Origin of the sequence: Rouxiella aceris (assembly GCF_012933545.1) — a bacterium.
In the GTDB taxonomy this organism is placed as follows: Bacteria; Pseudomonadota; Gammaproteobacteria; order Enterobacterales; family Enterobacteriaceae; genus Rouxiella; species Rouxiella aceris.
Genome location: NZ_JAADJU010000003.1, coordinates 405,659 through 430,781, shown reverse-complemented (window position 1 = coordinate 430,781; position 25,123 = coordinate 405,659). Strand labels below are relative to the sequence as shown.

12 protein-coding genes are annotated in these 25,123 nt (G+C 49.8%); 4 read left to right on the top strand and 8 right to left on the bottom strand.

Annotated features, from left to right (window positions below; all coding sequences use genetic code 11):
- Positions 1–9 precede the first annotated feature (9 nt).
- Complete coding sequence (locus tag GW590_RS07880; protein WP_169402462.1) at positions 10–1,356, bottom strand: alginate lyase family protein; 1,347 nt, start codon at positions 1,354–1,356, stop codon at positions 10–12.
- A gap of 342 nt (positions 1,357–1,698) precedes the next feature.
- Here GW590_RS07880 and GW590_RS07875 point away from each other — a divergent pair, with 342 nt between their 5' ends.
- Complete coding sequence (locus tag GW590_RS07875) at positions 1,699–4,056, top strand: dermonecrotic toxin domain-containing protein (RefSeq protein ID WP_169402461.1); 2,358 nt, start codon at positions 1,699–1,701, stop codon at positions 4,054–4,056.
- A 36-nt stretch (positions 4,057–4,092) separates the two neighbouring features.
- Here GW590_RS07875 and GW590_RS07870 read toward each other — a convergent pair whose 3' ends face one another.
- Entirely contained in the window at positions 4,093–5,277 is a 1,185-nt protein-coding gene (locus GW590_RS07870) for an MFS transporter (RefSeq protein WP_169402460.1), read from the bottom strand.
- The gene (locus tag GW590_RS07865; RefSeq protein ID WP_169402459.1) at positions 5,274–6,482 is read right to left on the bottom strand and encodes a serine hydrolase domain-containing protein; all 1,209 of its coding nucleotides are present in this window, start codon (positions 6,480–6,482) and stop codon (positions 5,274–5,276) included. Before GW590_RS07865 ends, GW590_RS07870 begins: the two co-directional genes overlap by 4 nt.
- A 117-nt stretch (positions 6,483–6,599) precedes the next feature.
- On the opposite strand from GW590_RS07865, the gene GW590_RS07860 reads away from it, so the two are divergent.
- From GW590_RS07860 to GW590_RS07850, 3 genes are all read left to right on the top strand, one after another.
- Positions 6,600–7,487, top strand: a complete 888-nt coding sequence (locus GW590_RS07860) for a LysR family transcriptional regulator (RefSeq protein WP_169402458.1) — start codon at positions 6,600–6,602, stop codon at positions 7,485–7,487.
- A 310-nt stretch (positions 7,488–7,797) separates the two neighbouring features.
- Positions 7,798–8,724, top strand: coding sequence for a tRNA 2-thiocytidine(32) synthetase TtcA (gene ttcA / locus GW590_RS07855; protein WP_169402457.1), 927 nt, complete (start codon positions 7,798–7,800; stop codon positions 8,722–8,724).
- A gap of 431 nt (positions 8,725–9,155) precedes the next feature.
- Positions 9,156–18,653, top strand: a complete 9,498-nt coding sequence (locus GW590_RS07850) for a hypothetical protein (RefSeq protein WP_169402456.1) — start codon at positions 9,156–9,158, stop codon at positions 18,651–18,653.
- A gap of 138 nt (positions 18,654–18,791) precedes the next feature.
- Here GW590_RS07850 and GW590_RS07845 read toward each other — a convergent pair whose 3' ends face one another.
- The 5 genes from GW590_RS07845 to GW590_RS07825 form a co-directional block, all read right to left on the bottom strand.
- Positions 18,792–20,372 (bottom strand): ABC transporter ATP-binding protein, encoded by a 1,581-nt coding sequence (locus GW590_RS07845; RefSeq protein ID WP_169402455.1) that lies wholly within the window; start codon positions 20,370–20,372, stop codon positions 18,792–18,794.
- On the bottom strand, positions 20,365–21,183 hold the full coding sequence (locus GW590_RS07840; RefSeq protein WP_169402454.1) for an ABC transporter permease: 819 nt from the start codon (positions 21,181–21,183) through the stop codon (positions 20,365–20,367). The genes GW590_RS07845 and GW590_RS07840 overlap by 8 nt, the downstream gene beginning before the upstream one ends.
- A 56-nt stretch (positions 21,184–21,239) precedes the next feature.
- Complete coding sequence (locus GW590_RS07835; RefSeq protein WP_169402453.1) at positions 21,240–22,229, bottom strand: ABC transporter permease; 990 nt, start codon at positions 22,227–22,229, stop codon at positions 21,240–21,242.
- Between the two features lie 14 nt (positions 22,230–22,243).
- On the bottom strand, positions 22,244–23,788 hold the full coding sequence (locus GW590_RS07830) for an ABC transporter substrate-binding protein (RefSeq protein WP_328803057.1): 1,545 nt from the start codon (positions 23,786–23,788) through the stop codon (positions 22,244–22,246).
- A 107-nt stretch (positions 23,789–23,895) separates the two neighbouring features.
- Complete coding sequence (locus tag GW590_RS07825) at positions 23,896–24,804, bottom strand: homocysteine S-methyltransferase family protein (RefSeq protein ID WP_169402451.1); 909 nt, start codon at positions 24,802–24,804, stop codon at positions 23,896–23,898.
- Between the last annotated feature and the right edge of the window lie 319 nt (positions 24,805–25,123).

Sequence of the window (25,123 nt, the reverse complement as noted above, 5' to 3'; positions counted from 1 at the left end):
CCCGTCCTTTTATTTGCCTGGTGACGGTAATGGCGTCGGGGGTGTAAAACCTGCCGCCGACAAAGGTAATGACAGCAGCCAGGTTTCACGTTGTGCTTCAATTATTGCTCCACGCGCGGCGTCAGGCCGCGCCCCTGTCTTATGGCCCTGCCCGAGGTTTGGCGCTGCCAGGCGATAACTGGCCGCCAGGATCTGCCGGGCATAACGCGGCTGAGCGATGGCGTTATCCGCCCATGACAGCAGCGGCACTATGCGTACACCGATACGATCGAGACTTTTATACGGCCAGACTTTGGTCTGATCGCTATAGGGGGCAAGAAAATCCAGCGCGCGCAATACCCCACTACCGGTTGGCGTCTGATAATGCCAAAGATCGATACCATTTTTCTGCGCCAACACCGCCAACAGCGTTACCGCCTGTAAATTGAAATAGCTGTAATGAAACGAGCGCGTACGCGCCAGCTCCAGCGGCTGCCTGCCATCTGCGGTTAACTGACTGTCCAGTTTGCCTTGCGTCAGCGCCACCATTTGCGCAATCGCCTCGGGCTTGTCGAGATACCAGGCAATGCCCGCCACCTGGGTGGCATACCAGTTGCCATGGTTGTTGCCGGTTTTTCGCTCTTTTAGTGCCAGAGGATCGTGCTGTAGCCAGCGTAAATATTCCGTCATCCACTGGTGCATTTGTTGTTCATCTTCAGCGGACCAGGCCGGATTGCCGTGCAGCATCAGCAAGGCATCGACAATACGGGTGGCAAAATAGCGTCCATCAAGCACCCCGGCATTACGGCCAGAGGCGATGCCGGGCACACCCTGCGCATAATTAAGATTGGGGTTCATGCGCGTTGGCGGATTGATAAACCAGGTACGCAGCAGGCTGGCGGCCTTGTCGGCAAAACGTTGCTGACCGGAGAAATACCAGGCCAGGGTCAGATCCTGTACCCGGGCGGTAAAGGCCGCCAGCCGCACGCCGTCGCTCTGGTTATCTTTACTGGCAGGATTGACCTTGCCGTCGCGACGTATCCACGGCAGGCCATCAGGTTTATCCCCATCCGGCCACCAATAGGCACTGAGGCTTAAATAATCATGTTTTGAGCCACTGGGTGGGGTCATGCCCTTGTCAGTCACACTGAAATCAGGCTGGAGCAACGCATGTTCCGCGCTGGCCAGCAGTTGGTCATAAGCCTCCCGCGTTGGCACCGCCGCTGTCCCCTCGGCAAGTTGCTGCTTGATCTCAGCCAACTGATTATCCTGCATAAACGCCAGTGGTCGCGTCGCCGCCTCGGCAGTGAGCAGCACTTCACTACACAGCACCAGGCTGAAGACGGCGATCATTGCCGTTTTAAATATGCCGTTCATTGTGGCTCCTTCTCTCGGATTGGTACTTTGTCCCATGACTATCCCATGGTTACCACAGTTATCTGGCATATTAAATGATAAATTATCGCGTTTGCATCCATTATCATCCTATTATTGTAACAATCTAACTAATTGAAGCCAATATTGTTCTGGAACCCTTTATGTTGTTTAACTACCCAATATTATGCAGCCCTTCCTTCGCTTTATAGATTAAATAATATCGGCATAACAAGTGGAGGATCTTGTCAATATTTATTACCATGCCGCGATTTCTTATTGAAACCAGGGGATATTGCACCAACAGCAACCATCACTCCCTATTAACCTCATTAAGGAAGAAATATGAATATTAACGCAGCATTGCAACCACTAACTCTTGGCAATAGCACCGCTATTGATGGCGGGGACAGTTTTATTGCACCTCAAAAAACCGATAACATATCAGCAAAAAATCACGCGCCTCCCTCAGAATCGCTAATTAGTGGTGATAAAGAGCAATTACTTACCGACAGAAAAATCTATATGCAGCATGTCGAAAAACTGAAAAAAAATTACCCGCATATTATTGAAACAGCCAGCAAATATTTGAGGGACACGATTAAAGAGAAATATGGCCTGGATGTTAATCCTGACCATACTTACTTTAATCGTTTTGATCATGCAGAAAGTTCCTCGCAAACTTTTACCGGCTGGGCGCACAGCGGCGGTGCCACGGAGTCGCAAACCTTGACAGAACGTTTGTTAAGTAATTTCGGCGCAGAAGATCGTCTCAATGCCGATACTCTTAGCGTGAACTCCGGTATTTATACGCAGGGCTATGCCTCCAGAGGGTTTGATACTCGTAATGAGGTCAAACTATTGCCCAGAAGCTTTATGGATATTGTGGTTAACAGTAATTTTAGCGCCAAATATCTGGCGAAATTAAAACAGTTCTGGAATAAGTCGCCGGAGTCATTTCGCACGGTAAATAAAGGACTGTTTATCGCCATGGCCAAACACGAGCATAACAGTGGCACGTTATCTGCTCAAGGCTTGAAACTGTTGCTTGATGCCATTGGCGGAACGACACTGAATGCTGATAAAATATCGCTAACGGATCTAAAAAACGAGTTCAGTCAGCGAACAAATACCTCGATAACCACCTTTGACATTTATGGCTATATCGCCTCAGATATGTTTTTGGTTCACGGAAACGACGGCAAGGTTGTGTTATATAAACCGGATTGCGACCAGTCTTTTTTTGAATTTGACACTATGCGTCAACTTAAAAACTGGGTAAAAGAACAAGCTAAAAATGAACGCAAGCGTCAACAACTGGCCAACCATTTTTCATTCTATCAGCGACAGGATGGCATGTCCTATACCGGTGTCGATAAAGCCCTTCTCGCCCTGGGACAAGGCAAATGGGGCAGTAAATATATTAACTATGAACCTCAGCCAATTAAAGATGATGTGTTTTCCTGGCTTACCCGGCAAGTCAAAGCGCGCACGCTAAGCGATGCCAACACCCTGACCACCACCAATGGTGAAGTATTTAAACAACAACTGTTAATGAATCTCAGGCCTGCGGCGGATTTGGCTGGCTTGAGTACGCTGATTTTCCCCGGACCTGGAAGCATGGCGCTATTGGGCATTGGCATTACGCAAATCGGCCTCGGCAGCGACCAGGCAATCAATGATGATTCCCCATCCCAGCGCAGCAATGGGCTGGACGAAATCGTCAACGGCGGGGTCAATACCTTATTTGGTGCCATCGGTGTCAAAGCCAATCTGGCGGGAGGCAAAAGCAAACCGTCTGGCGTTCAGGATGCCAATGAACCGCAACCCGGTCCCTCCAACGGACGCCCGGCGGCCAAAGTCAGCAACAAAACCTGGATCCATCGTCTGCTTGACAACACCGTAGTGCACGAACGCGGCCTGGCCGCCATAAAAGCCAATAATCCTGGCAATGGTGCCGCCATTGAACAGGCGATGTTACAAATGAAGGAAGCGCTGATTAAGGCCAGCGAAGCCCTGGACACACTCAAGGGCCGCAAAATAGCAGCCGCCTATCTGGGATACGATGACGCCAGCCAATTGACAGAGACGGATATCGCCAATATCAGAAAAAATATCACTGCCATGCAAGAAACAACAGAGTGGTTAATTAAAACCGATATGAGCGTCAAAACCGTTTCGATCTACGATAAAAAAAGAAGCAATGTCGGTGCCTATTATAACCCGCAAAAAAATATCATCGCCTTCCCCGATCTGTTTTTCACCAAAGATGCGGAAAGCCAATTACATACGCTGTTGCATGAAACGGTCCATGCCAGCCTAAAAGTAAACGGCGAAGTGGTACCCGACTATTATTATCTACGAAGTTCCCCCATCCCTGCCCCAGAGGGCGTCTATCAGCATCCGATATTAGATAAAAGAAATGAACAGTTACGCATATCCCATGGTAATACCAGCCTGTTCTATTTTATCGGTCAGGACGGGCATATGCTGGAGAACAACTTTGTTAAAGGCATGCAGGCCGACACACTGGTGCATGCCGGCATAAAATTTATCGAAAATGCCGAGGCCAGACGCGCGTTACTAATGAGAAACCCCGATACACAAGCACTGCTGATCATGGATCTCGCCGGCAAAATAACCGGCACCACGCGTAACAATGGCACTATGATTGGCATAGATCCGGAGCCAGCGAAAACCTAGTGTTAGCCTGGTAGCAAGTGTTGTGCACCAGGGCGGTTAACTCACCGACTCGGCATGGCGAGGCCCGGGTTTAAACCCTGTTTCCCTCGCCATAAACACCACTAACAGGCCACTAAACAGCAACAACAGCATGGCCCACGGGAAGGATATTGCGCCCTGTTGCTCGAGTAGCAGGCCGCCGGTTATTCCCCCGGCAGCAATAGCCAGATTCCATGCCACCACCACCATTGATTGCGCCACATCAGTACTCTCTCCGGCGGCGTCTGCCGAAGCGGTTTGCAATAATGTCGCAGCGCCGCCAAAGGTCAGTCCCCAAATACACATTGCACAATAAAGCACGACAGCCGAGGCGGTAAATAAACCGAGGGCCAGAGTAACCAGGGCAAATAACAGCAAGCTCGCCAATACTGTGGTTCGCAACCAGCGGTCAACCAGCCATCCGGTTAGCGCAATTCCCAACAAGGCGCTAATGCCAAATATTAGTAAAATTCTGTCGGCCTGATCCGTGAGCCCATAGATTGCCAGAAACGGCACAATGTAGGTAAAGAGGATGTTATGGGCCGTGATCCAGGCAAAAATCACCCACAATATGGCCCTTATCCCCGGTAGCTGCCATACCCGCGAAAGGGAGAGCGATTTCTGGCGCGCTTCACCCGGAAAATTGGGTACTTTTAGTAAAATCCATACAATTAACAGTAACGTCAACAACGAAATAATGGCGAACACACTACGCCAACCAACCAGCATGCCAAACCAGGTGCCCACAGGCACACCCAGCGAGAGCGCAATGGGTGTGCCAATCATGGCCAGCGTCATGGCACGCCCCTGTAAAGCCGGTACCACCATGCGACGAGCGTAACCGGCAATCAGTCCCCAGGCCAGTCCCGCCGATGCACCGGCAAAAAAGCGTGCCACTAGCGTCAGGGGATAATCTTTGCAGAACGCACTCAGGGTATTAAACAGTAAAAAACCGATCACCGCAGTCAACAGCGCCTTGCGCCTTGCCCATCCCCGGGTGGCAAGGGTCAGAGGAATCGCTGCCAGCAACGATCCCATGGCGTAAGCCGTGACCCATTGCCCGGCCATTGCGGACGATACGCCCAGATCCTCGCCAATCTGTGACAACAGACCTGCAGGCAGGGTTTCGGTCATAATGGCGATAAATCCGGTCATCGCCAGCGCCAGTAAACCGGCTACCGGGAGTTTATTCTGGTCGTTCATAACGCTGACCCCGGGGCAATGCCGGCATAAACCGCATCACGCAATTCGGTGACAAATGCTCCTGACATCCCCTCATAGAGGGTATTGGTCAAGGCCACCACGCTGAGCTGTCGTTGCGGATCGACAAACCAGGAATGGCCATAAGCGCCGCCCCAGCGCCAGGTTCCCGCTGATTCCGGAGACGCAGCGGCAATGGGATCGCGTAATACTGAAAATCCCAAGCCAAAACCGTAGCCCGGTGCATCAGGAAGTAGCGCACCAGAAGTTTGATCTCGTGCCATTTCGCCAATCAACTCCGGTGAAATCAGCACACCGCCGCCTTGCCGCAAGGTTTCTAAAAAATGCAACAAATCGGGCGCACTGCCCACCATCCCGGCCCCTGCCGAGGGAAATGCCGCAGCATTATATGCCCGCTGTGGCGAATAACAGATGCCCACCGCGCCCTCGAACGGAGAAACATATTCATTTTCTGCCAAAATATGCGGTTGCGGTGTGTCGCTGACATAGGGTGTCGCCAGTCGCTGCGGCTGGTCGGTGTAAAAATCAGTATCATGCATCGCCAGGGGATCGGTGATCAGCATTTTCACCGCCTTGCCCAAAGGTTGCCCACAAACCTGTTCGATCACTGCGCCCAATACATCGACTGCCAGAGAATATCCCCACGCAGTGCCGGGGGTGTATAACAGCGGCACGCTAGCCAGGCGACGCAGGTTTTCCGTCAGCGAGTGCCCGGCGTTATCCATGCCATCAGAAACCCCGGCACGGGCGTAAGGTCCCTGTGGGTCGGTTTCCAAAAATCGATAGCTCAACCCAGCAGTATGACTCAGTAATTGACGCAGGGTAATGGTTGCTGCATCGCCATTAGGCAAGCGGGGACAAAAATCTGCCAGCAGCGAGTTAATCGGCTGATCCAACTGTAAACGTCCTTGCTGAATCAACACCATAGCTGCGGCAGAGACGATCGGTTTGGAAACCGAAGCCAGGCGAAACAAGGTATCTTGCATCATAGGCCGTGCGGACTCTCGGTCTGCCCAGCCAGCGGCCCTTTGGTAACTTATTTTTCCCTGCCAGCAAATCATTACCACGGCACCGACCAGACGTTTCTCGCTCAGCGCCTGACTGATAACCGCATCCACGGCAGCAAAGGAAGTTGCCGAAAGCGGCTCTGTTTCGGCTTTACTATTTTCTATTGCATCACTCGACATATTTTTATTCCGCTAACCATAAGAGAGGACCAGAGGATAGATCGCTAGGGGTTGCGGAAAAAGTGGGGTAAATTTCTCTTATCTACGGACTTTTATGTCCGCAATTGGAGAATATTTATGGATAGTCTCAGTGGCCTCAATGTCTTTGTGCGAGTAGCGGAAACGGGTAGTTTTGTGGCGGCGGGTGGTGTACTGGGCGTCTCTGCATCAGCGATTGGCAAAAGCATTTCGCGGCTGGAAAGCAGACTGAATGTGCGGCTGTTTCATCGCAGTACTCGCAGTTTGACTCTGACCGCCGAAGGCTCGCTATTTCTTGAACGCAGCCGCAGGATACTCGCCGAGTTTGAAGCTGCCGAGCAGGAGATCAGCCTTGCTGCGCAGTTTCCACAGGGGCGATTGCGTATTAGCCTGCCGATGGTCGGTTCGCTGATGCAACCGGTATTAAGCGAATTTATGCGCCACTATCCGCAGGTCGAGCTGGAACTCAACTTTACCGACAAAATGGTTGATGTTATCGAAGAAGGCTTTGATGCGGTGATCCGCACCGGGGAGATGACCGATTCGCGGCTTAGTTTACGCAAGCTGGGCGATTACACCAAATATGTCGTCGCCTCGCCGCAATATTTGGCCGAGCGTGGTACGCCACAAAACCCGGCCGAACTGGCTCATCACCTCTGTCTGCACTACCGCTTCAGCCGCAGCGGCAAAATTGAACCCTGGCCACTTACTGGTGCGCTGCCAGCTCATCTTCCATTGTCGATGGTCTGTAATAATCTGGAAGCCCAGGTCTATTTCACTCAGCAAGGCTGCGGTATCAGCTGTCTGCCGGAGTTTGCCGTACGCGATGGGCTGACGTCGGGAAAGCTGCAAAAAATCCTGCCAGATTATGTCTCGCACAACGCCGCGTTTAATATTCTCTGGCCTTCCGGTGGCTATATGACGCCGAGACTACGCGTGTTTATCGATTTTCTCTGTGAACACACCTTTGCCCATAGTCGCAGTTAACGGCTGCCCAAAACCGCCTTTCTCAGCCTTATCTCCAGCGTCAGGTGGCATAGCGTAATAAAACGCGCTGACATTCGGCGGCGTACTCCGTATTATACGGGCCACACGTGTGCATGTTGGATGCTGGCTGTGAGAGCGAAGCCGTTATTTATCGCCAGTCAGACCGAGCATTGAATGCTTCGGATGGCCTATTCGATCTCTTCGCCATAGATGCCAGAGAGCCAAGGCGATCGCATCAGCATGCCAAACAACAAACTCGCATGATGGGCTTTGCCCATTATGCCTCCAGGCAAATTGAACACTAAATAAAATGCAAGATATTCAATCGGTTAATAAAAAAGAGCAATACAACCTCAATAAACTGCAAAAGCGTCTGCGCCGCGACGTCGGCAAAGCCATTGCAGATTTTGGCATGATTGAAGAAGGCGACCGCATTATGGTCTGCCTGTCAGGCGGCAAAGACAGCTTCACCATGTTGGAAATTTTGCGTAATTTGCAACAAAGCGCCCCAATCAACTTTTCGCTGATTGCCGTTAACCTTGACCAAAAACAACCGGGGTTCCCGGCGCATATTCTGCCGGAATATCTGCAACAGCAGGGTGTCGAATACAAGATTGTTGAAGAGAACACCTACGGTATCGTCAAAGATAAAATTCCCGAAGGCAAAACCACCTGCTCGCTCTGCTCTCGCCTGCGTCGCGGGATTTTGTACCGCACCGCCAGCGAGCTGGGTTGTACCAAAATTGCCCTTGGCCATCACCGGGACGATATTCTGCAGACGCTGTTTTTAAATATGTTTTATGGCGGCAAATTAAAAGGGATGCCCCCCAAGCTAATGAGTGATGACGGCAAACATATTGTTATCCGCCCCCTGGCCTACTGCCGTGAAAAAGACATTGAGCGTTTCGCTGTTGCCCGCGAATACCCAATCATTCCGTGCAATCTGTGTGGCTCACAGCCTAACCTGCAAAGGCAGGTGATCGGCGATATGCTAAAAGACTGGGATAAGCGTTACCCAGGGCGCATTGAGACCATGTTTAGCGCTATGCAAAACATCGTGCCGTCGCATCTGAACGACACCGCGTTATTCGATTTTAAAGCCATCACCCATGGCAGCGAAGTGATTGACGGTGGCGATTTGGCCTTTGATCGTGAGGATATCCCACTACAACCGGTGGGCTGGCAGGCAGAAGATCATCAGCCTATCGAACGTCTGGACATTGTACAGATCAAATAACGATTTGCTGCAATAACCTCCTTTATGCGCGGTCACCCTTCGGGTGGCCGCGTTTTGTTACGCCAACCCTCCTCCTGCCCGCACCAGTTCGCCTAATGACTTAAATTAATATAAATATATGTAAAACAGCGACAGCGTTGCTTTACTGTTATTTACTCTTGTAGAGATACTTTCCGTAATTTTTTTCATTTTTTCGAAAAAATAAATATTTAAAGTGCAGTATTATCCTTGAAATATATTTTGGATGTATATGATTCTTTATCACTTTCTTTTAGCTGTATAAGCTGCTGTCGTTTATAGATATTTTCGAACTTGCAAGGATTTTCAAGCAATTCGACAGGCAAGGAGCGCCGGCCGTGAAGAAAAAAATAACACCAAAATTTCGATAACATTTAATTTTTACGAAAAAGATTATTTCAGGAGAAGAGTTTATGGCAATCCCTCGAGCCAATGAGAATAAAACAAATTATAATTTTAAAACGTTTTCTTCTGATTCACAGGAAGGTGCGCAAGCTACTGGTGAATCAAGTAGTACAGGAGACGGTACCAATTATCATGATCACGAACTGATAATGGCGATCCTAGAGAAAATCCCCGAACCTTCATGGGATCAAGATACACGGCATTTTGTGCTGGATGTAGCAGAAGATTTATTTCGCATAAAGCGTGATTATTGCTTTAAACTTGATAAAGAGGAGATTCTAGCCTCCCCTTCAGACCAGGAAAATTTCATAAGAAAGATTATTGCCAATGGACTTGGCCATAATGTTTCCAGAATCGATACCCCACAACTAAAAACATTGGTATCGGATGAAGATATTGTTAAATTTAAAGAAGAAATAATTAAGCACATTAACCCGAGAGCTGATCACTATGAAAAATTCTTAGCAAACGGCACTCACCAATTAGCCCAAAAAGTTGAGGATATGGAATGGGATAAGTCATGCTATGAGAAAATTTTCCTCTTGGTAGTTACGATGAATCACGAGCAATCTTTAGATAAGGAGGCAGATGCTAACGATATTATCCACCTGAGCGAACGTATTGAAAAAAATGTCTCGCCTACTACTAAGAAGATAAATCGTGAAACTTTTATTAAAATAATACTGGCAAAATACCTTAAAAAAGAAGAATCCTCGATTTCGCAATCTGACATTGACTATCTGCTAGGTAATATAAAAAAATTATTAACCGAATTCCCGGTAATATGCCAAAGAATATTGCAGCATTTTGCGGAGTATAACGAAAAAAATGCCCAGCGGACCACATATGACTATCCAAAAAAACTTTTTGGCACTTCACTGGGGCCAGGAAAAACCACTGATACAACACGTCGCTCAAAAATCAACATCAATGGTATTGATTACGAACTGACAAAACAAATCCTCAAAAAACTGCCTAAGGCTGAATGGGACAGGGACACACGTAACCTGGTGCTCAACGTCGCAAATGACCTGTTTTATGAAAAATATGGTAATGAATTGGATTATGACAATCTTTTAAAAGTGCCATCAACTAAGGACGATTTTATAAGAAAAGTTATTGCCAATGCTCGTGGGCATAAAGTTTCCCATGCCAATAGCACCCAGTTAAAAATATTAGTAATCGATGAAGATATTGCTGACTTCAAAAAAAATCTCGTCGAGCAAATATATCGCACGCCGAACCGCTATGAAGAGTTGTTGTTAAATGGTACTTATGGCCTGGCAAAGCAGCTTGAGGACGAGAAATGGGATCACTCTTGCTATCATAAGGTCCTCAAAATAGTGGCTATGGGTTCTCTTTTAAAGATGAAACCTGATAATGAACATATACCGCATACTGTCAGTAGCAATAACTTGCAGCAGTTGATTGCAAAGCATGTTTCCCCCATTAATGGCAAAATAGATCGAGGACAGTTCCTTCGGCTACTGCTGGCCGCATGGAATGAACAGCCAGCGTCATCACCGACTCGTGAAGATATCAAGAAACAGCTGCAACATATAAAAGATTTTTTAAAAGACTTTCCGTTACTCTGCCAGAAACTGCTTCAGAAAGCTGATGGGGAATATAACCCAATGGCCAATTTACACGCTCCCGAGTTCAAGGCCCTTGATAACAATCGTGCTTTCTCAAAGATGACGCTGACACAGAAGGCGGTAATGATTTACAGGTGCCTGATCGCCGTGAAAGAGTTATACCCATTCGACAAATCTTCGCCAACAAAGCCAGAGGAGGAAACTAAAAAACTACAAAGATCTGTCTTCGGTGACTCATTTTATCGCCAATTTTATTCTGAAAATATCAAAGATGGACTGGATGCCAATGACGATGTTGAAGAGATCCATGTTGAAAATTATGCCGACCTAAAAGGTGCGACTAACTCTTACGCTACCCGGATGGTTAATAGTGCAGTAGGCGCAATTGCCGGTGCCGCAGCGACTGGTCATTCATTTGGTGCGCTTGCCGGAGCATTTTTTGCTGGGATGAACAATGTTGAAGCAAGACCCCCTTCGCAACAGGGCTCGATTGGTTTCTTCCCAGGCCAGGAAGTTCGCACAGAGGAGAAAGTGCAGGAAGAAAAGGTAGCCGCCTCCAACAACACGCTCACTACACCATTAACCAGTGTCAAACCCCTGTTGCATAAGCAATTTGTGCAACAGCTTTTAAAAGATGAAATAAAAAATGCCGGTAAAGACTCTAAAATGACACCGGCTGAAAGATCCATTGTCAATCTTGATTTATTCGAGTCGTATTTCCAAGACTATACTCAAGCCTGCAATAGTACTGAACCTGATGTCATGGCTGTTGTACAGTTGGTCAGAGAACGGGATGAAAATCTCGCCGGGGCAACCGATGAGCAAATCCGCCAGGATAAGTTTTTTGTTTCTACGCTGACAACCAGAATTCTTAATGGTGAAATTCGGCTGGCAGCAAGTAACCTTACCGGCAGTATTTCTACGCTGTACCCACAAATAGAGAGTGAAGTGCTGCGTCAAAAGGGAATATCGCCGCAAACTGCTCAAAATATTATCTCGGTAAATGAAGGGAATAATACCCCGGGTTTAGCCCATGCTCGGGAGTCAATTACCGATCGAGTTAATGATAGCCTGGCGCGATACGCTGACAATAACGTTTTTCCGGGAGTAGATTCACGAAAGGCACAAAGCCAAAAAGATGCCGTGATAGCACGCTATGAGCATGATTATCAGGAAATTTATGCACAGCGAGCGCAACCGGAAATTGCTATGCGTATCAACAGAATAGTTACCGAGCTAAATCTCGATCCACAAAAATCCGCAGAGCATTGGCATAACCCGATATTTGTTGCCACCCTGATGCAATATTTGCTTAATGATGAATTCCCATTAAACGGTTTTAGCCAGACGGGTTCATTGTCACAGGCATTTGCCGACATGGGTTTTTATGCTTTTCCCCTCTCTTCGTTGGTAGAAAACTATATCAAAGAAGAGGTCACCAAAAAAATTGGCGCTTTAGCCCAAGGCAATATTTCATCGGCAGAACTATTGCAAGTATTAGTGCCTTCATATATGAGAGATTATCTTGTCGCCTGGGAAAACTCTCATGATAGCAATGTGCAAAAAGTTATTAATTTATTTCAGCATAATAATGCCAACTTGGCCCACATTGATATTGATCAGCTTTGGCAGGAACCGAAATTCGCCAAGGCCATGATGGATGAGATTTTTAGCGCGTCTTCAAGCAAAATAGTTAGCGGTAAAGAGAAAACCGGGGCATTAAAAGATATCGGCATAAAATTGGCTGGTCCGGGGCCGCAATCCAAAGCTGCCGCTGCAGAGTCGACTGCTTCGCCGGATATCGATCGCGATGGTAACCTGATTATCCTCAAACGCGGAGAGCGGACAGCCTTACCTAAATACTGGCCGGTAAAATTTCCGGTCGATCAGTATATCCAATTATTACGACATCACTTTAACCCTGAATTGGGTAATGACCCGCAAATTGGCTGGCAAAACTCGGTAATAACTTGCGACTTAAGGCAATTGTTGCTACTACCGCTGCGTAACCATCCTTTGGTTTTTCCAGAACACTGGAGTCAGGATCTCAAGGATGCGATTCGACTTTACCGAATGACCGCGCAGTTGCACACTGAAAACACGCCAACTGCCGCCCCGTTTAATTTTAATGAGCAAAAACAGCGCATTGAAGATGACAGCCGCGAAATAAAATCGTTACTGGAAGAGAGCGATGTAGCACTGGAACGCATGGCATATAAGAAATGGCTGAATGAAAATTCTGCCGCGCTAAAACCCAATGTTACCAGCTCACCACAGCTAACCCGTCTTTTAGATCGTCTCGGCAGTACGCGGGGTAAAGATATCAATAGCTGGCAGGAATTAAGTTTTGAAAGGTTACCGCAACATGTCAAAGGATGGCGTGAAGTTTTAAGCCCTTTACAAGCGGAAGGTGACCGTGTAGTCAGCCAAGTCCAGCAAGAGTTGGGAAAACGACTGCCGATCAATGACATGTTGCATTTAGATAAATTTCAGGTGGCCAAAAACCTTGCCAGCCAATATCCTTCGGCCGACGCGAATTCTATTCTGACCGCTCTGATTAACCCGTTGGGCTTTGGCTGGAAGTGGCCACAGGGTGTGGCCAATAATGAAAAGCTGCAACAGGATATTATAACCTGGCGCGAAGCCAGCAAGGCACAAAAATCGTTATCTCAGGATAGTTACAATACGCAACTGCTAACTGTTTTGCATAACAGACTGGATTACCAGGAGGTGTTGCGTTCTATTACTGCACAGCGCGCGCAGCAGGCGGGGATTAATCTGCCACAGGATACCGATATTACGCTCAATGTAAAAACAGACAGTTGGCTACGGCTGGCAATCGCCGAAGGGTTTAAGCGTACGGCGATAGGTGCTTTAGTGGCAACCATCGAAAATGAGCCAATAATCAAACCCAGTCATATAGAGTTAACGGTAAGCCTCGGGGATTTGGTGACCGGTACCTGGCGCGAGAACCTGATGGCTAAATTAGGTTTTGGATGGAGCATCACCACCCCTGTAGCTCATCCACAACTCGAAGTACAAGCAGCAAAAGTTCAGGATACCAGTAAACTTACCCCCGAACAGTTAAAGGGATTACCCGCCGATGGCAAATTAAGCGCTCAGCAAATTGAGAAGCTTACTGCGGATATTGTACATCAGGACCACAGTGCAGAGGCGCTTGCCCTGCTGCAGAATAAAGAGATGCAAAAGGGGCATGTACAGCAAAAAGTACGCATGGGCAGTTTAGCTGCTGATAGGCTACTTGATGATATACAGCATAACAAAGTGCAGGCCGCACCATCTGATATCGGCTTTGGCTCCTCCATAGCGGCACTTACCAGGCTGCGTAATGGCGAAGCCGTAGCGCATAGCCCGCTTGGTATCAAATCTCGTGAAGGCACCCTGCCGGTACAAGATCTTATTTGCCTTAAGCTAAACAGTGAACAGGTAGCCATACTTTCTCTTCGTAACGGACAGTATCTCGTCGCTGATAAGACGATGTTATCAGTTCAGAATGAAGGACATTTTCTTCTGGAAAATGCCTCGCCTGAGCTCGAGTCGATATTGCTTGAACATATGGACGCCAGGCAAAAAGCCGACTGCATCATCAGGAATGGTAACGATATGCAGCAAAAGCTGCAGACGATCAATAGCAATATGCTGAGATCTCAACTCAGCCAGAAGCAAATGCCTTCCTGGAGTACGCTCTACACCATTGATCGCGGGCCGGGAGAAGATCGCTTTAAAACAGAACTTAAAGACGTTTATAAAAGCCATCCGCAATATAACCAGGTTATCAAACCCCTTATTGAACGTTTGGGCAATAGTGCTGAAGATTTCCAAAAGACAGAGCGGTTGCTGTATGCACCATTACATCCTACTGACGGTATTGAGGTGCGCTTAACGCTTTCTCCTGGAAAAGAAAAGACACAGCCGCTTCAACAAACCGCGCAAGAAAACCTGATGTGGGATGTGGCGACGCTAAATCGGGCGATTGATAATTATAGCCATGGTAAACAAGAATTAAGGGATGAACAGTGGCAAACAACGCGGGAATTTCTATTTTCTACGGCCATCTCTATTGGCGCTGGCGTCCTAACCGCCGGGGTGGGCACGGCGGCGGGCCTGTCGAAAACGGCTATTTGGCTGATTAACGTGGCAACTCAGGCCGGATTGGCAGGTACTGAAGGCTTGGTAAAGGCATCAAATGAAATCAACGAAGAAAAACGTGAAGCGGCCTATGCCGGCGTCCCCTATGAAATTGCACTGTCGATTGCCGGCGATATCGGTATGGACAAAATTTTACCGGCAGCATGGAAAGTCTTGAAGCGTGGCGTTAATGCCGGCTTGCAGCTTAGTGTACTGAAGTCATTGGCGAAAACCCTGAGCGATGTTACTTCCCCCAAGGTAATGCAACATGCTCACCTTTGGCAAACGGCCAGCGCCAGCGAGAGAACTCAGCGGGTTATCAACGCCATTATGGAAACCGATGGGGCCCAGGCGAAGCTGAAGAGTACCAATGACGGCTTAACCCCTGAGGCCAGGCATAAAAATTTACGACAAGAAATTAAAAATAATATTGAGCAATTTCGTCACAACGTAAATGCTGAAGAGCAAAGTTTCCTTGCTGAATTTATGGCCGGCTACCAGAAAGTCGATGAAAGTTTTGATCCCAAAGTGCAGCCAGTCAAAATGAATTTGCCGGATGAGAAAGCACGGGAACTTAAACTGCCAAATATTAGGTGTAAGCGTAATGAAATAGCCGAATGTACCCTCCCCTCCGGCTCACTGGAAAAGCTGATAGGTACCGATCTTTCCGAATATAACAAGATTTCACGGGAGATGGATTTTGATAGTGGCCTCTCCCGCTATCTGCCAAAATTTTTACGTAAAAGCGGTTCTTCGTTAGCCAGCGTCAGCAAAATGAAGGATCTCGATCGTTATGACTACAAAGTTGGCACCACCTTGTATCGTGGTCATTTTGGTCAGGCGAAAGATGTTATGCAACAAGGCGTGATGCGCAACCCGGCCAAGGTAGATCCAAATGAAACTTTTGATGAATATCTGGCGCGAGTGATATTGCATGTTGGCTCTATCGGTCAGCAGGGTAGCGTGCTGTCGTTCTCCACCTTGAAAAGCCGTGCGAAAGAATTTCAGGAAGGGGACGTCATGACTCACACCCTGGTAAGCGTTGATATCAAAGGTGAAAACAGTGATCTGTTTATGACACCGGTGCAGATCCTAAAGCGCTATGGGGATTATGCGCTGGATAATAACGTACTGCGCAAGGATGATATCAAAGCACTTACAGAGAAAGTAGAAGCTAACCTGGAAGATAATTTAAACAAGCAGAGCAAAGAAATAATGCTGAATAACAAGTTGCCTCAGGAGGTCAAAATCCAGCAACTTCGCGAGTTAAGGCATAAGCTGGAAGTGGAGAAAAATGCCGAATTCGAGCGGGAAAAAACCAAGCTCTGCCGGGAACGGGTAATCAATATGATAGGCCTGTTAACCAGCTCCATGAAAGAACATGAAGTGATCTTTATGGGCCAATTCCCTGGTTATGCCGTTGGGGAAATCCCCTCGGCGTCAGTACAAGGGTTGACGATTAGAGCTGATTTAAGCTGGAACGAAACACCGTTGGTGCCTATTAGCGATTTGTACACCACTAATCTCGACGATCCTGCTGCTTCCACCAAGCTGTTTAAATCCATGCTAACTACCAGCGAATTTAAAAAGCTTAAAGATACATTCTATAAAAACAATCCAACGACGACGCCCGAGATTTTCGGCGAAGTTCTAAAAATGGAGCTGCAGAAAGTACGATATATCTACCAGCAACTGGAAAATCTGAAGTATGCGCAGTTTCCGCGGCTTGAGGTCCCTCAGGTACCATTAGGCCTCAAACAACAAACGGACGAAGCGGCAAAATGGATACGTATCAGCTCAAACGAGTGGCTACACTCCCCTGAGAAAGATAAAGATATCAGCCAATTATTGACTAAATATATCGGCATGGATGATAAAAAACTTTATTCTATGGAGGGGTTAAACGCCATCGCCAAAGATTTGGGTACTGACATACAACCCAGGATGATATTAAAAGATAACGACCACTCTTATGCTGCAAGTTACCTTGGCCAGAAAATGCTGCGAAATTTCCTGCTGAATTTTGAGAACGCAGGGGCGACGGCGGATAATGCGCTGCGTGTATTAGGGGCGATATTGGCTTGTCATCCTTTTGGTGATGCTAATGGCCGGGCGGCACGCTTTTTATATGCCGTGATACAGCTAAAAAGCGGCAATTTTGTTCCTTTGCCAGATGAGCTACAAAACGATCTTTCTGCTATCGCCAACAGGGATATGTGGAAGCATATGGATATGCCAAAAGTCAATAAAGTTACCCTTGAGTTGAAGAATATGCCCACAACACTCAGTAGCAAGGATAATGCTCAATTAATGGCTCGCTATACTGAATATTTAAAAGCATCGAATGCGGAAAATCTCCAGGAAATAGTCGACTATAATGAAGCTGGCTCAGGAAGAATAAATAAAGAACTGCGCCGCAGTGCCGATCTTGGTCAAAAGAATGCGAAGGTAGCTGATTTTATGCTGCAGTTCAACCAGTTATATGATTACCATGGCGTAGCCTATCGCGCCGCTTTTGTGTCCGAGGAAGGCGCCAGCATGCTGGAGAAAGCCGCTGGGAAATATATTGCCGACAAAGGTGTGCAGTCTGCCTCGATCGAATTGTATAATTTACGAAAATGGAGCGAAGATCCTTTTATCAAGACGCCGAATAACAATAATGGGGTCAAAGTTAACTATATTTTCGACCGCAGCATTAGCAAGAAAAATCTTTCTGCCGGCTTTGTCAAAGATCATGTCGCCGTTCCTCCTGGTACGATGATGAAAGTCACTGCGGTGAAAAAAGAAAATGGCGAATTATTTGTTTACTGTACTTCCGGTGCAGAAAAACAACCACAGACTGTTTTCGACCCTTATAGTGGACGGAAATATTCTGCAAAAGAAGTTTCTGGTTTTCATAAAGCCTATAAGTATGTGGCAGAAGATGGTCTGTTATCCCCCTCTTGCTCAGGCGTTTCGCAAACGCGCTCTGCACGCAGTGCCGGCCCTCGTTGTTTTCCCCCTATAAAAGGGATCAACTACCATGTTGGCAGCAATGGTATTGCCTCAATGCAGCGGCCGACAAATATTCCGCTGTCGGTGCCAGAAGGTACGGCTCCGGCACACAACCGTTGGGGAGCGAGTATCGACCAACTTGTTGATGGACTTAAGGATAAGGATATTAGAACCATTATTTCATTGGATAAGAAGATGGATGCGCCTTGTCCGCCAGGCACAGCCAACGCCGCTCCTACTCAGGCAGCAACCTTTGCCAGGAAATTAGACGGCATTGGGATAAAATATATTGCCGATAAGGACAACTATTTTGAAGAAGGGTTCGACTTCCCGGTAGCCGTCCAGGTTTATAACACGCTGATGTTGGGGAAAGTGGATCGTCTGGTTACCTTAATTAAAAATGAACAGCAAAACGCACCGGGTAAAGTGGTCGTTGTTCATGGCGGATCCGGCAATGGCAGTGCTGGCGTAGTGAAAGGCGCAGTGTTGGTGGAGAAATATTTACGAGAGGATCGACAACAGTACCGTAAAGATATCGAGAAAAAACAGCCTGAAGCCAAGACCAACGTCCTTGCCAACGATAATTATATCTATTATTCAGAGCCGGACGCTTCTCTGCCGTCGCAACATGAGATTGATGTTTACAAGGTGGTGAAACGCGCTATTGAAGAGACTCGCCAGGACCACCCTAAAGCGATAGAGAGGCGCAGCGATATCAAATTGCTCAATGCCTATGCTGAGTACTTGGTTGAAAAGTTGCGTAGTTAGTCGGTGTATGAGTTTGATGACAAAGTGATTTTGAAGATCGCGAGACCCGGGCATAGCACACTCAGGGGCGTTCTCAAAAAAATAAGCTTTGTCAGCAGTCTAATGCTGCCACCTAATGGTGGCAGCATCTCCGTTGGCTCACTGCTGCTGTAACCAGCCAACACGCATTTCCGGTACCGAATGCAACAACTGGCGCGTATAGCTATCCAATGGCTCGGTCAGTGCCTGCTCTACCCCGCCCTGGCGTACAATCTCACCTTTAAATAGCACTGCCACTTCGTCCGCGACTTCGCGCACCACCTGCAAATCGTGAGTAATAAACAGATAGGAGATGCCGGTTTGTTGCTGGATCTGGCGCAATAACGTCAACACATCACGCGCCACCAGCGGATCCAGGGCTGAGGTCGGCTCATCGCAGATAATCAGTTTCGGTTCAGCGGCCAGCGCGCGGGCAATACACACTCGCTGTTTTTGCCCACCGGACAGTGCCGCCGGGAAGCGCTGGGCCAGCGTCTGATCCAGCCCTACCTGCGCCAACAACTGCGTCACCCGTTGCTGGCGCTGCTCTGCATCGAGGGAGGTAAAACAGACCAGCACGCGGGCAATCTGCGCGCCAATGCGCTGTTTAGGATCCAGCGCGGTATCAGGTATTTGATGGATCAGCTGAATGTCGCGCAGTTGTTGACGCTGGCGTTGCCGCAGACTGGCGGCCAGCGGCTGGCCCTGCAGACTGATCTGCCCGCTGTGCGCTGCATGCAAACCACAGATCACTTTCCCCAGCGTTGATTTACCGGAACCTGACTCGCCAATTACCGCCAGGGTTCGCCCACGCGGGATGGCCAGCGTCAGATTGTTGAGCACTTGCTGCTGCTGATAGCGGGCGCTGATATTATCAATGCGCAGCAGTTCCGGTTGGTGCGATGGCATGGTCGCTCGCCGCTCGCCCTGGGCATTGAGCAGGCGGCGGGTATAGTCCTGTTGCGGAGCGTTGAGCAGGCTTGCGGTAGCAGCGTGTTCCACCATCTTGCCATGCTGCAACACCATAATTCGGTCACTGATTTGCGCCACCACGGCCAGGTCATGGCTGATATACAGCGCTGCGACACCGGTCAGGCGGATCACTTCGGCAATGGCTTTTAATACACCCAATTGCGTGGTGACATCCAGCGCAGTAGTCGGCTCATCAAAAATCAACAACTCGGGTCCGGCACAGAGTGCCATGGCGATCATCGCCCGCTGTAACTGTCCGCCAGACACCTGATGGGGGTAACGATGATAAAACTGCGCCGGTTGCGGCAGGCCAAGCTGGGCAAACAGCGTCAGGGCTTTCTCTTGCGCCTGCTGGCGCGGCATAACCCGGTGTTTAAGCGTGGCCTCGATCACCTGCTCGCCAATACAGATTGCCGGATTAAAAGCCGCCCCGGAGGACTGGGCAACATAAGCAATATGCCGTCCGCGAATAGCGCGCAACTGACGCGCTGACTGACGGCAGAGGTCAATATCATTGAACTGGATTTTGCCGGCATCAATGCGCATGCCCTCGCGACAGTGACCGAGGATCGCCAGACCGATAGTAGATTTTCCGGCACCGGACTCGCCGATTAATCCCAGCACTTCGCCGGGCTGTAAATCAAAGGAGATGCTATCCACCAGGCGGCGACGGGCTTTATCACTTGAGACTACGGTGAGTTGTTCAACACGCAGCAAAGGATTAGCCATGATGACCTCCCCAGTTACGGGTGGTGCCGCTCATTAGCCAGTCGGCGACGGCATTGATCGCCAGCGCCAATACGGCAATCGCCCCGCCGGGAACCAGTGCCGCCCAGACACCAAACAGGATGCCGTCTTTATTGTCTCTTGCCAGTCCGCCCCAGTCGGCGGTAGGTGGCTGAATACCCAGACCAAGGAACGATAGCGCGGACAAAAACAGCAAAATAAAGATAAAGCGCAGGCCAAACTCGGCAATCAGCGTTTGCCGGGCGTTGGGTAAAATGACCCGCCACAGGATCCAGCCCAGACTCTCGCCACGCAGACGGGCCACGTCAACAAACTCCATCACGCCGATATCCACCGCCAGCGCACGTGCCACCCGTAACACGCGGGTAGACTCCAGCAGGCCGAGTACCAGCGTCAGCGTTAAAATGCTTTTCGGCAACACCGCCAGTACAATCAGCGCGAATATCAATGTCGGGATAGCCATAATCATGTCATTAACCCGCGAAATCAGCTGGTCTTGCCAGCCGCCAAGCAGACCGGCCATAAAGCCCAGCGTACAGCCGACGCCAAAGGCGACCAGCGCCGCCAGCGCAGTAACGCCTAGCGAGACACGCGTTCCCCAAATCATCCGCGACAACAGGTCGCGTCCAAGATTATCGGTCCCCAGGCGCAACACTGCGTCGGGTGCCTGCCAGGCCATAGCGACCACTTTATCCGGCGCATAAGGCGCCAGCCAGGGAGCAAAAAGGGCAATAAAGAGAAACAGAAACAGGCCTGTCAGTCCCAAAATTGCCGTGGGTCTTAATGCGGGCATTGAAAAATTCCTTAAGCTGAAGCTTACCCGGTAACAATCCTTCCCCCGAGGGGAGATTAACGCTGATGGCGTAAACGCGGGTTGGCGATCAGCGCCAATACGTCCGCCAACAAATTTAGCAAGATATAAATCCCCGCCAGCAGCAGCGCGCAGTCCTGCATAACCGGAATATCACGCTTGCTGATGCTGTCGACCATATATTGTCCCAGACCGGGATAGACAAAGACGTTTTCGACAATGACCACCCCGACCATCAGGTAGGCCAGGTTGATGGCCACCACGTTGATAATCGGCCCCAGCGCATTGGGTAAGACATGACGCCAGAGAATACGCGCCGGTGTTAAGCCTTTCAGCAACGCTGTATCAACATAGGCTGCGCTTTGCGCGGCAATCAACGCAGCGCGGGTCATATTGCTCATATGGCCGAGGATCGCCAGCACCAGCGTGGCGCAGGGCAAGGCAATGGCCGAAAAACGGGCATCCAGTGACATATCGCCAGAGAGCGTACTGTTACTGGGAAACCAGGCCAGAGTAATGGCAAAAATCAGCATCAGCAGATAGCCGGAGAAAAACTCCGGTAACGCCACGGCGGCGCGCGCCAATCCGTTGAGCATGGTATCGATGAGGCCGCCTTGATAGCGTACCGAGAGGAAACCGATAACCAGCGCCAGCGGCACGGCAATCACCGCCGTACAACCGGCTAAAAACAGCGTATTGCCCAGGCGGGTAAATAACGGCCCGGCAATCGCCGAGCGGCTGCTATAGCTGAGGCCAAAATCCCCTTGGGCAATGCCCATTAGCCAACTGAGATAACGGCCTAACGCCGGTTTATCCAACCCCAGTTGCAGATTAAGCTCATGCACTGCAGCGGGTGTCGCCGATTGTCCGAGGATCGCCGTGGCGGCATTTCCCGGCAGTAACTGCACACCAATAAAAATCAGCGCCGATACCGCCAGTATCATCAGCAGGCCATAGCACAGACGCCTGATCACCAGTGGCCATAAAGATGAACGGCCCGTAGGCCGTTGTTTAACCCGTTCTGACATAACAATCACCCGGCTTAGCTTTCGATCCACACTTTCTCTGCCGCGCGGTTACCGCTCAGCGGCATACCCGGTACCGAGGTAAAGCCTTTGATTTTTACCGAAGCACCGTCGAGGGCATCGGCATACAACGGGATCACTTCGCTGCCCTGATCCACCAGCATCAACTGAATATCGTGATAGATCTGGCGGCGGCGGGCTTCGTCCGCTTCACCGCGCGCCGCTTTGACCATCTCGTCAAATGCCGGCACATGCCAGGCGGATTCATTCCACGATGACTGGCTGGTAAACACCAGCGACAGCATGGCATCGGCGGTTGGACGGCTGGCCCAGTTGGATGAGACAAAGACTTTTTTCTGCCAGACATCGTTCCAGAAGGCATCGTCAGGTACGCGATCGACTTTCAGATCGATACCCGCCTTGGCCGCCGACTGCTGATACAGTTGACCGGCATCGACGGCACCAGGGAAACCGGCATCGGCAACGGAAAGCGTCAGCGGACCGCTGAAACCGGATTTTTTCCAGTGGAAGCTGGCCTTTTCCGGGTCAAATGGCCGCTGGGGGAGATCTTTGGCGAAATAGCGGTTAGACGGGAAGATGGGGTTATCGTTGGCAACACTGCCGTAGCCGCCAAGCACGGTATCAATAATCTGTTGGCGATCGATAGCGTATTTCAGTGCCAGACGGCCGTCGATATTATCAAAAGGCGCCAGATTGGACAGTCCCGGGAAGGTGTAAATCATGCTGTCTTTGGCGCGCACCAGCTTGATGTTTGGCATATGTTCGATACGGCCAACAATCCGCGGATTAACGCGGTTGATAATCTGCGCCGAACCGCTGACCAGTGCCGCCACGCGAGCGGTGGAGTCATTCATCGCCAGGGTTTCGACCGAGTCGACGTGACCGCGCTGGCTGTTCCAGTGATTAGGATTACGTTTGGTTAACGCGCTGACACCCGGCTGGAATTTCTCAAGGATAAAGGCACCGGTCCCCAGCCCTTTGTCGAAGTTTTCGTTCTCGGCGGTGATCACAAAATGCACATCACTCAATAGCCAGATAAATTCCACGTCCGGTGAGGTCAGCTTGATGGTGACCTCATGCTCGCCGCTGGCAGTAATGGTCGACACCGGTTGCAGATAACCTTTCACCGGCGACGTGGATTTTTCGCCACGGTGATGATCTAACGAATAAACCACGTCTTTGGCGCTCAGTGTACGACCGTCGTGGAACTGCACGCCCTGGCGAATTTTCAGGATCCAGGTTTGGCTGTTGTCAGCGGAGGACCAGGACTCGGCCAGCGATGGCGTCAGCCCGGCATTCTCATCTATTTCCACCAGCGTATTAAACAGCTGGGAACCGACAAAATACATATAGGTTTCAAACCAAAATGCCGGATCGAGGCGATCGGTGCTGGAGGCGTTATCGACGCCAACGACCAGATGTCCGCCCTTCTTGGGTTGCGCGGTTTCTGCCGCCAGAGCATTGGAAAATGGCCAAAGTGCACCGGTAGCGGCGGCGACGGAAAGCGCCCCCGCGCTTTTGATAAACGAACGACGATCTATCATGACTGTTTCCCTTGCAAGAGGGCGTACCCTCGTTATCTTGTTTTATCCCCTTCATCCGCCAGTCTGCCTGGCGAATGCTTCGGAGCCACTGACTAAAACCATTATTATTTTTTGAGGTTAAACGCCTGGTTTAACGCTGCGATATGCTCCGGTCCAATGCCGCAACAGCCACCAACCAGCGTCGCGCCAAGTTGCACCCACTCCCTGGCAAAAGCCAGATAGCCTTCCGGGTCAGTGTCTTTGCGCATTTCGCTCAAGCCCTGGTTGGCTCCGCGCTTGTTATCAGAAGGTTCAAAGGCATTGGCATAGACGCCGATATCCAGCGCCGCGTCTTGCTGCCCGGCAACCCGACGGGCTTCGCGCACCGCGCTGGCCATCACTTCCGGGCGACTGCAGTTAAACAAAATGGCACGGGCTGATAAGTTGATCACCGCCGCCACTGCCTCGCTAATGGATTCACCGGAACGCAACCGTGCCGCGCCCTGCTCGTCAAGGCTATCCTGTAAGGTAAACGACAGCCATAGTGGACGTGGATCTTGCGCCAACACCTCACGCACCAACGCAACCTCGGCCAGGGAACTTTGAGTTTCTGCCAGCCAGAAGTCGACGTGATCGGAAAGATTGGCCACCAGCACCGCCAACAACTCCCTGGCTTTAGTCGGTTCAAACAAGTCAGGACGGTAAGAGCCGAGTACCGGCGGTAAAGAACCGGCAACCTTAACCGGTACAGCCGCTGCATTGGCCGCCTCGCGCGCCAGCTTGCCGGAAAGTGCAATCAACTCGGCCCCCTGACGGGAGAACACCTCGTCGCCGACATGAAAAGGCACCACGGCATAACTGTTGGTGCTAATTACCCGCGAACCGGCGGCAATAAAGGCATCGTGGGCCTGACGCACAAAATGCGGCGCTTCCATCAATGCCAGCGCCGACCACTCCGGCTGACGAAAAGGGGCGCCCATACGAGCGAGTTCGCGGCCCATGCCGCCATCGAGGATCACAATGTTACTGTTCATTTTTGCCTGTGCTGTCCGTTGGTTAGCCGGAATGTTAAATATTTTCAACGTTCCATCACTTTACAAAACACACGTATGGATGTCTAGATATCTTTATGGATAGAGGGGTAAACCCACAGGCAGGAGAGAAGAAGTTAATCAGATTGCTGACAAAGTCCGTTATTAGGGAGAGTGCACCGTTGGGGGTCGTAGCGGGCTTGCCCGCCGGAGCGCTCCCAGGTGTGCAATGCCTGGGTATCTCGATCATCAAGACGACTTGGTCATCAAACTCATGGCTATTTTTACGCTTCGTAGTAAAACATTGCGCTAAATCAACATC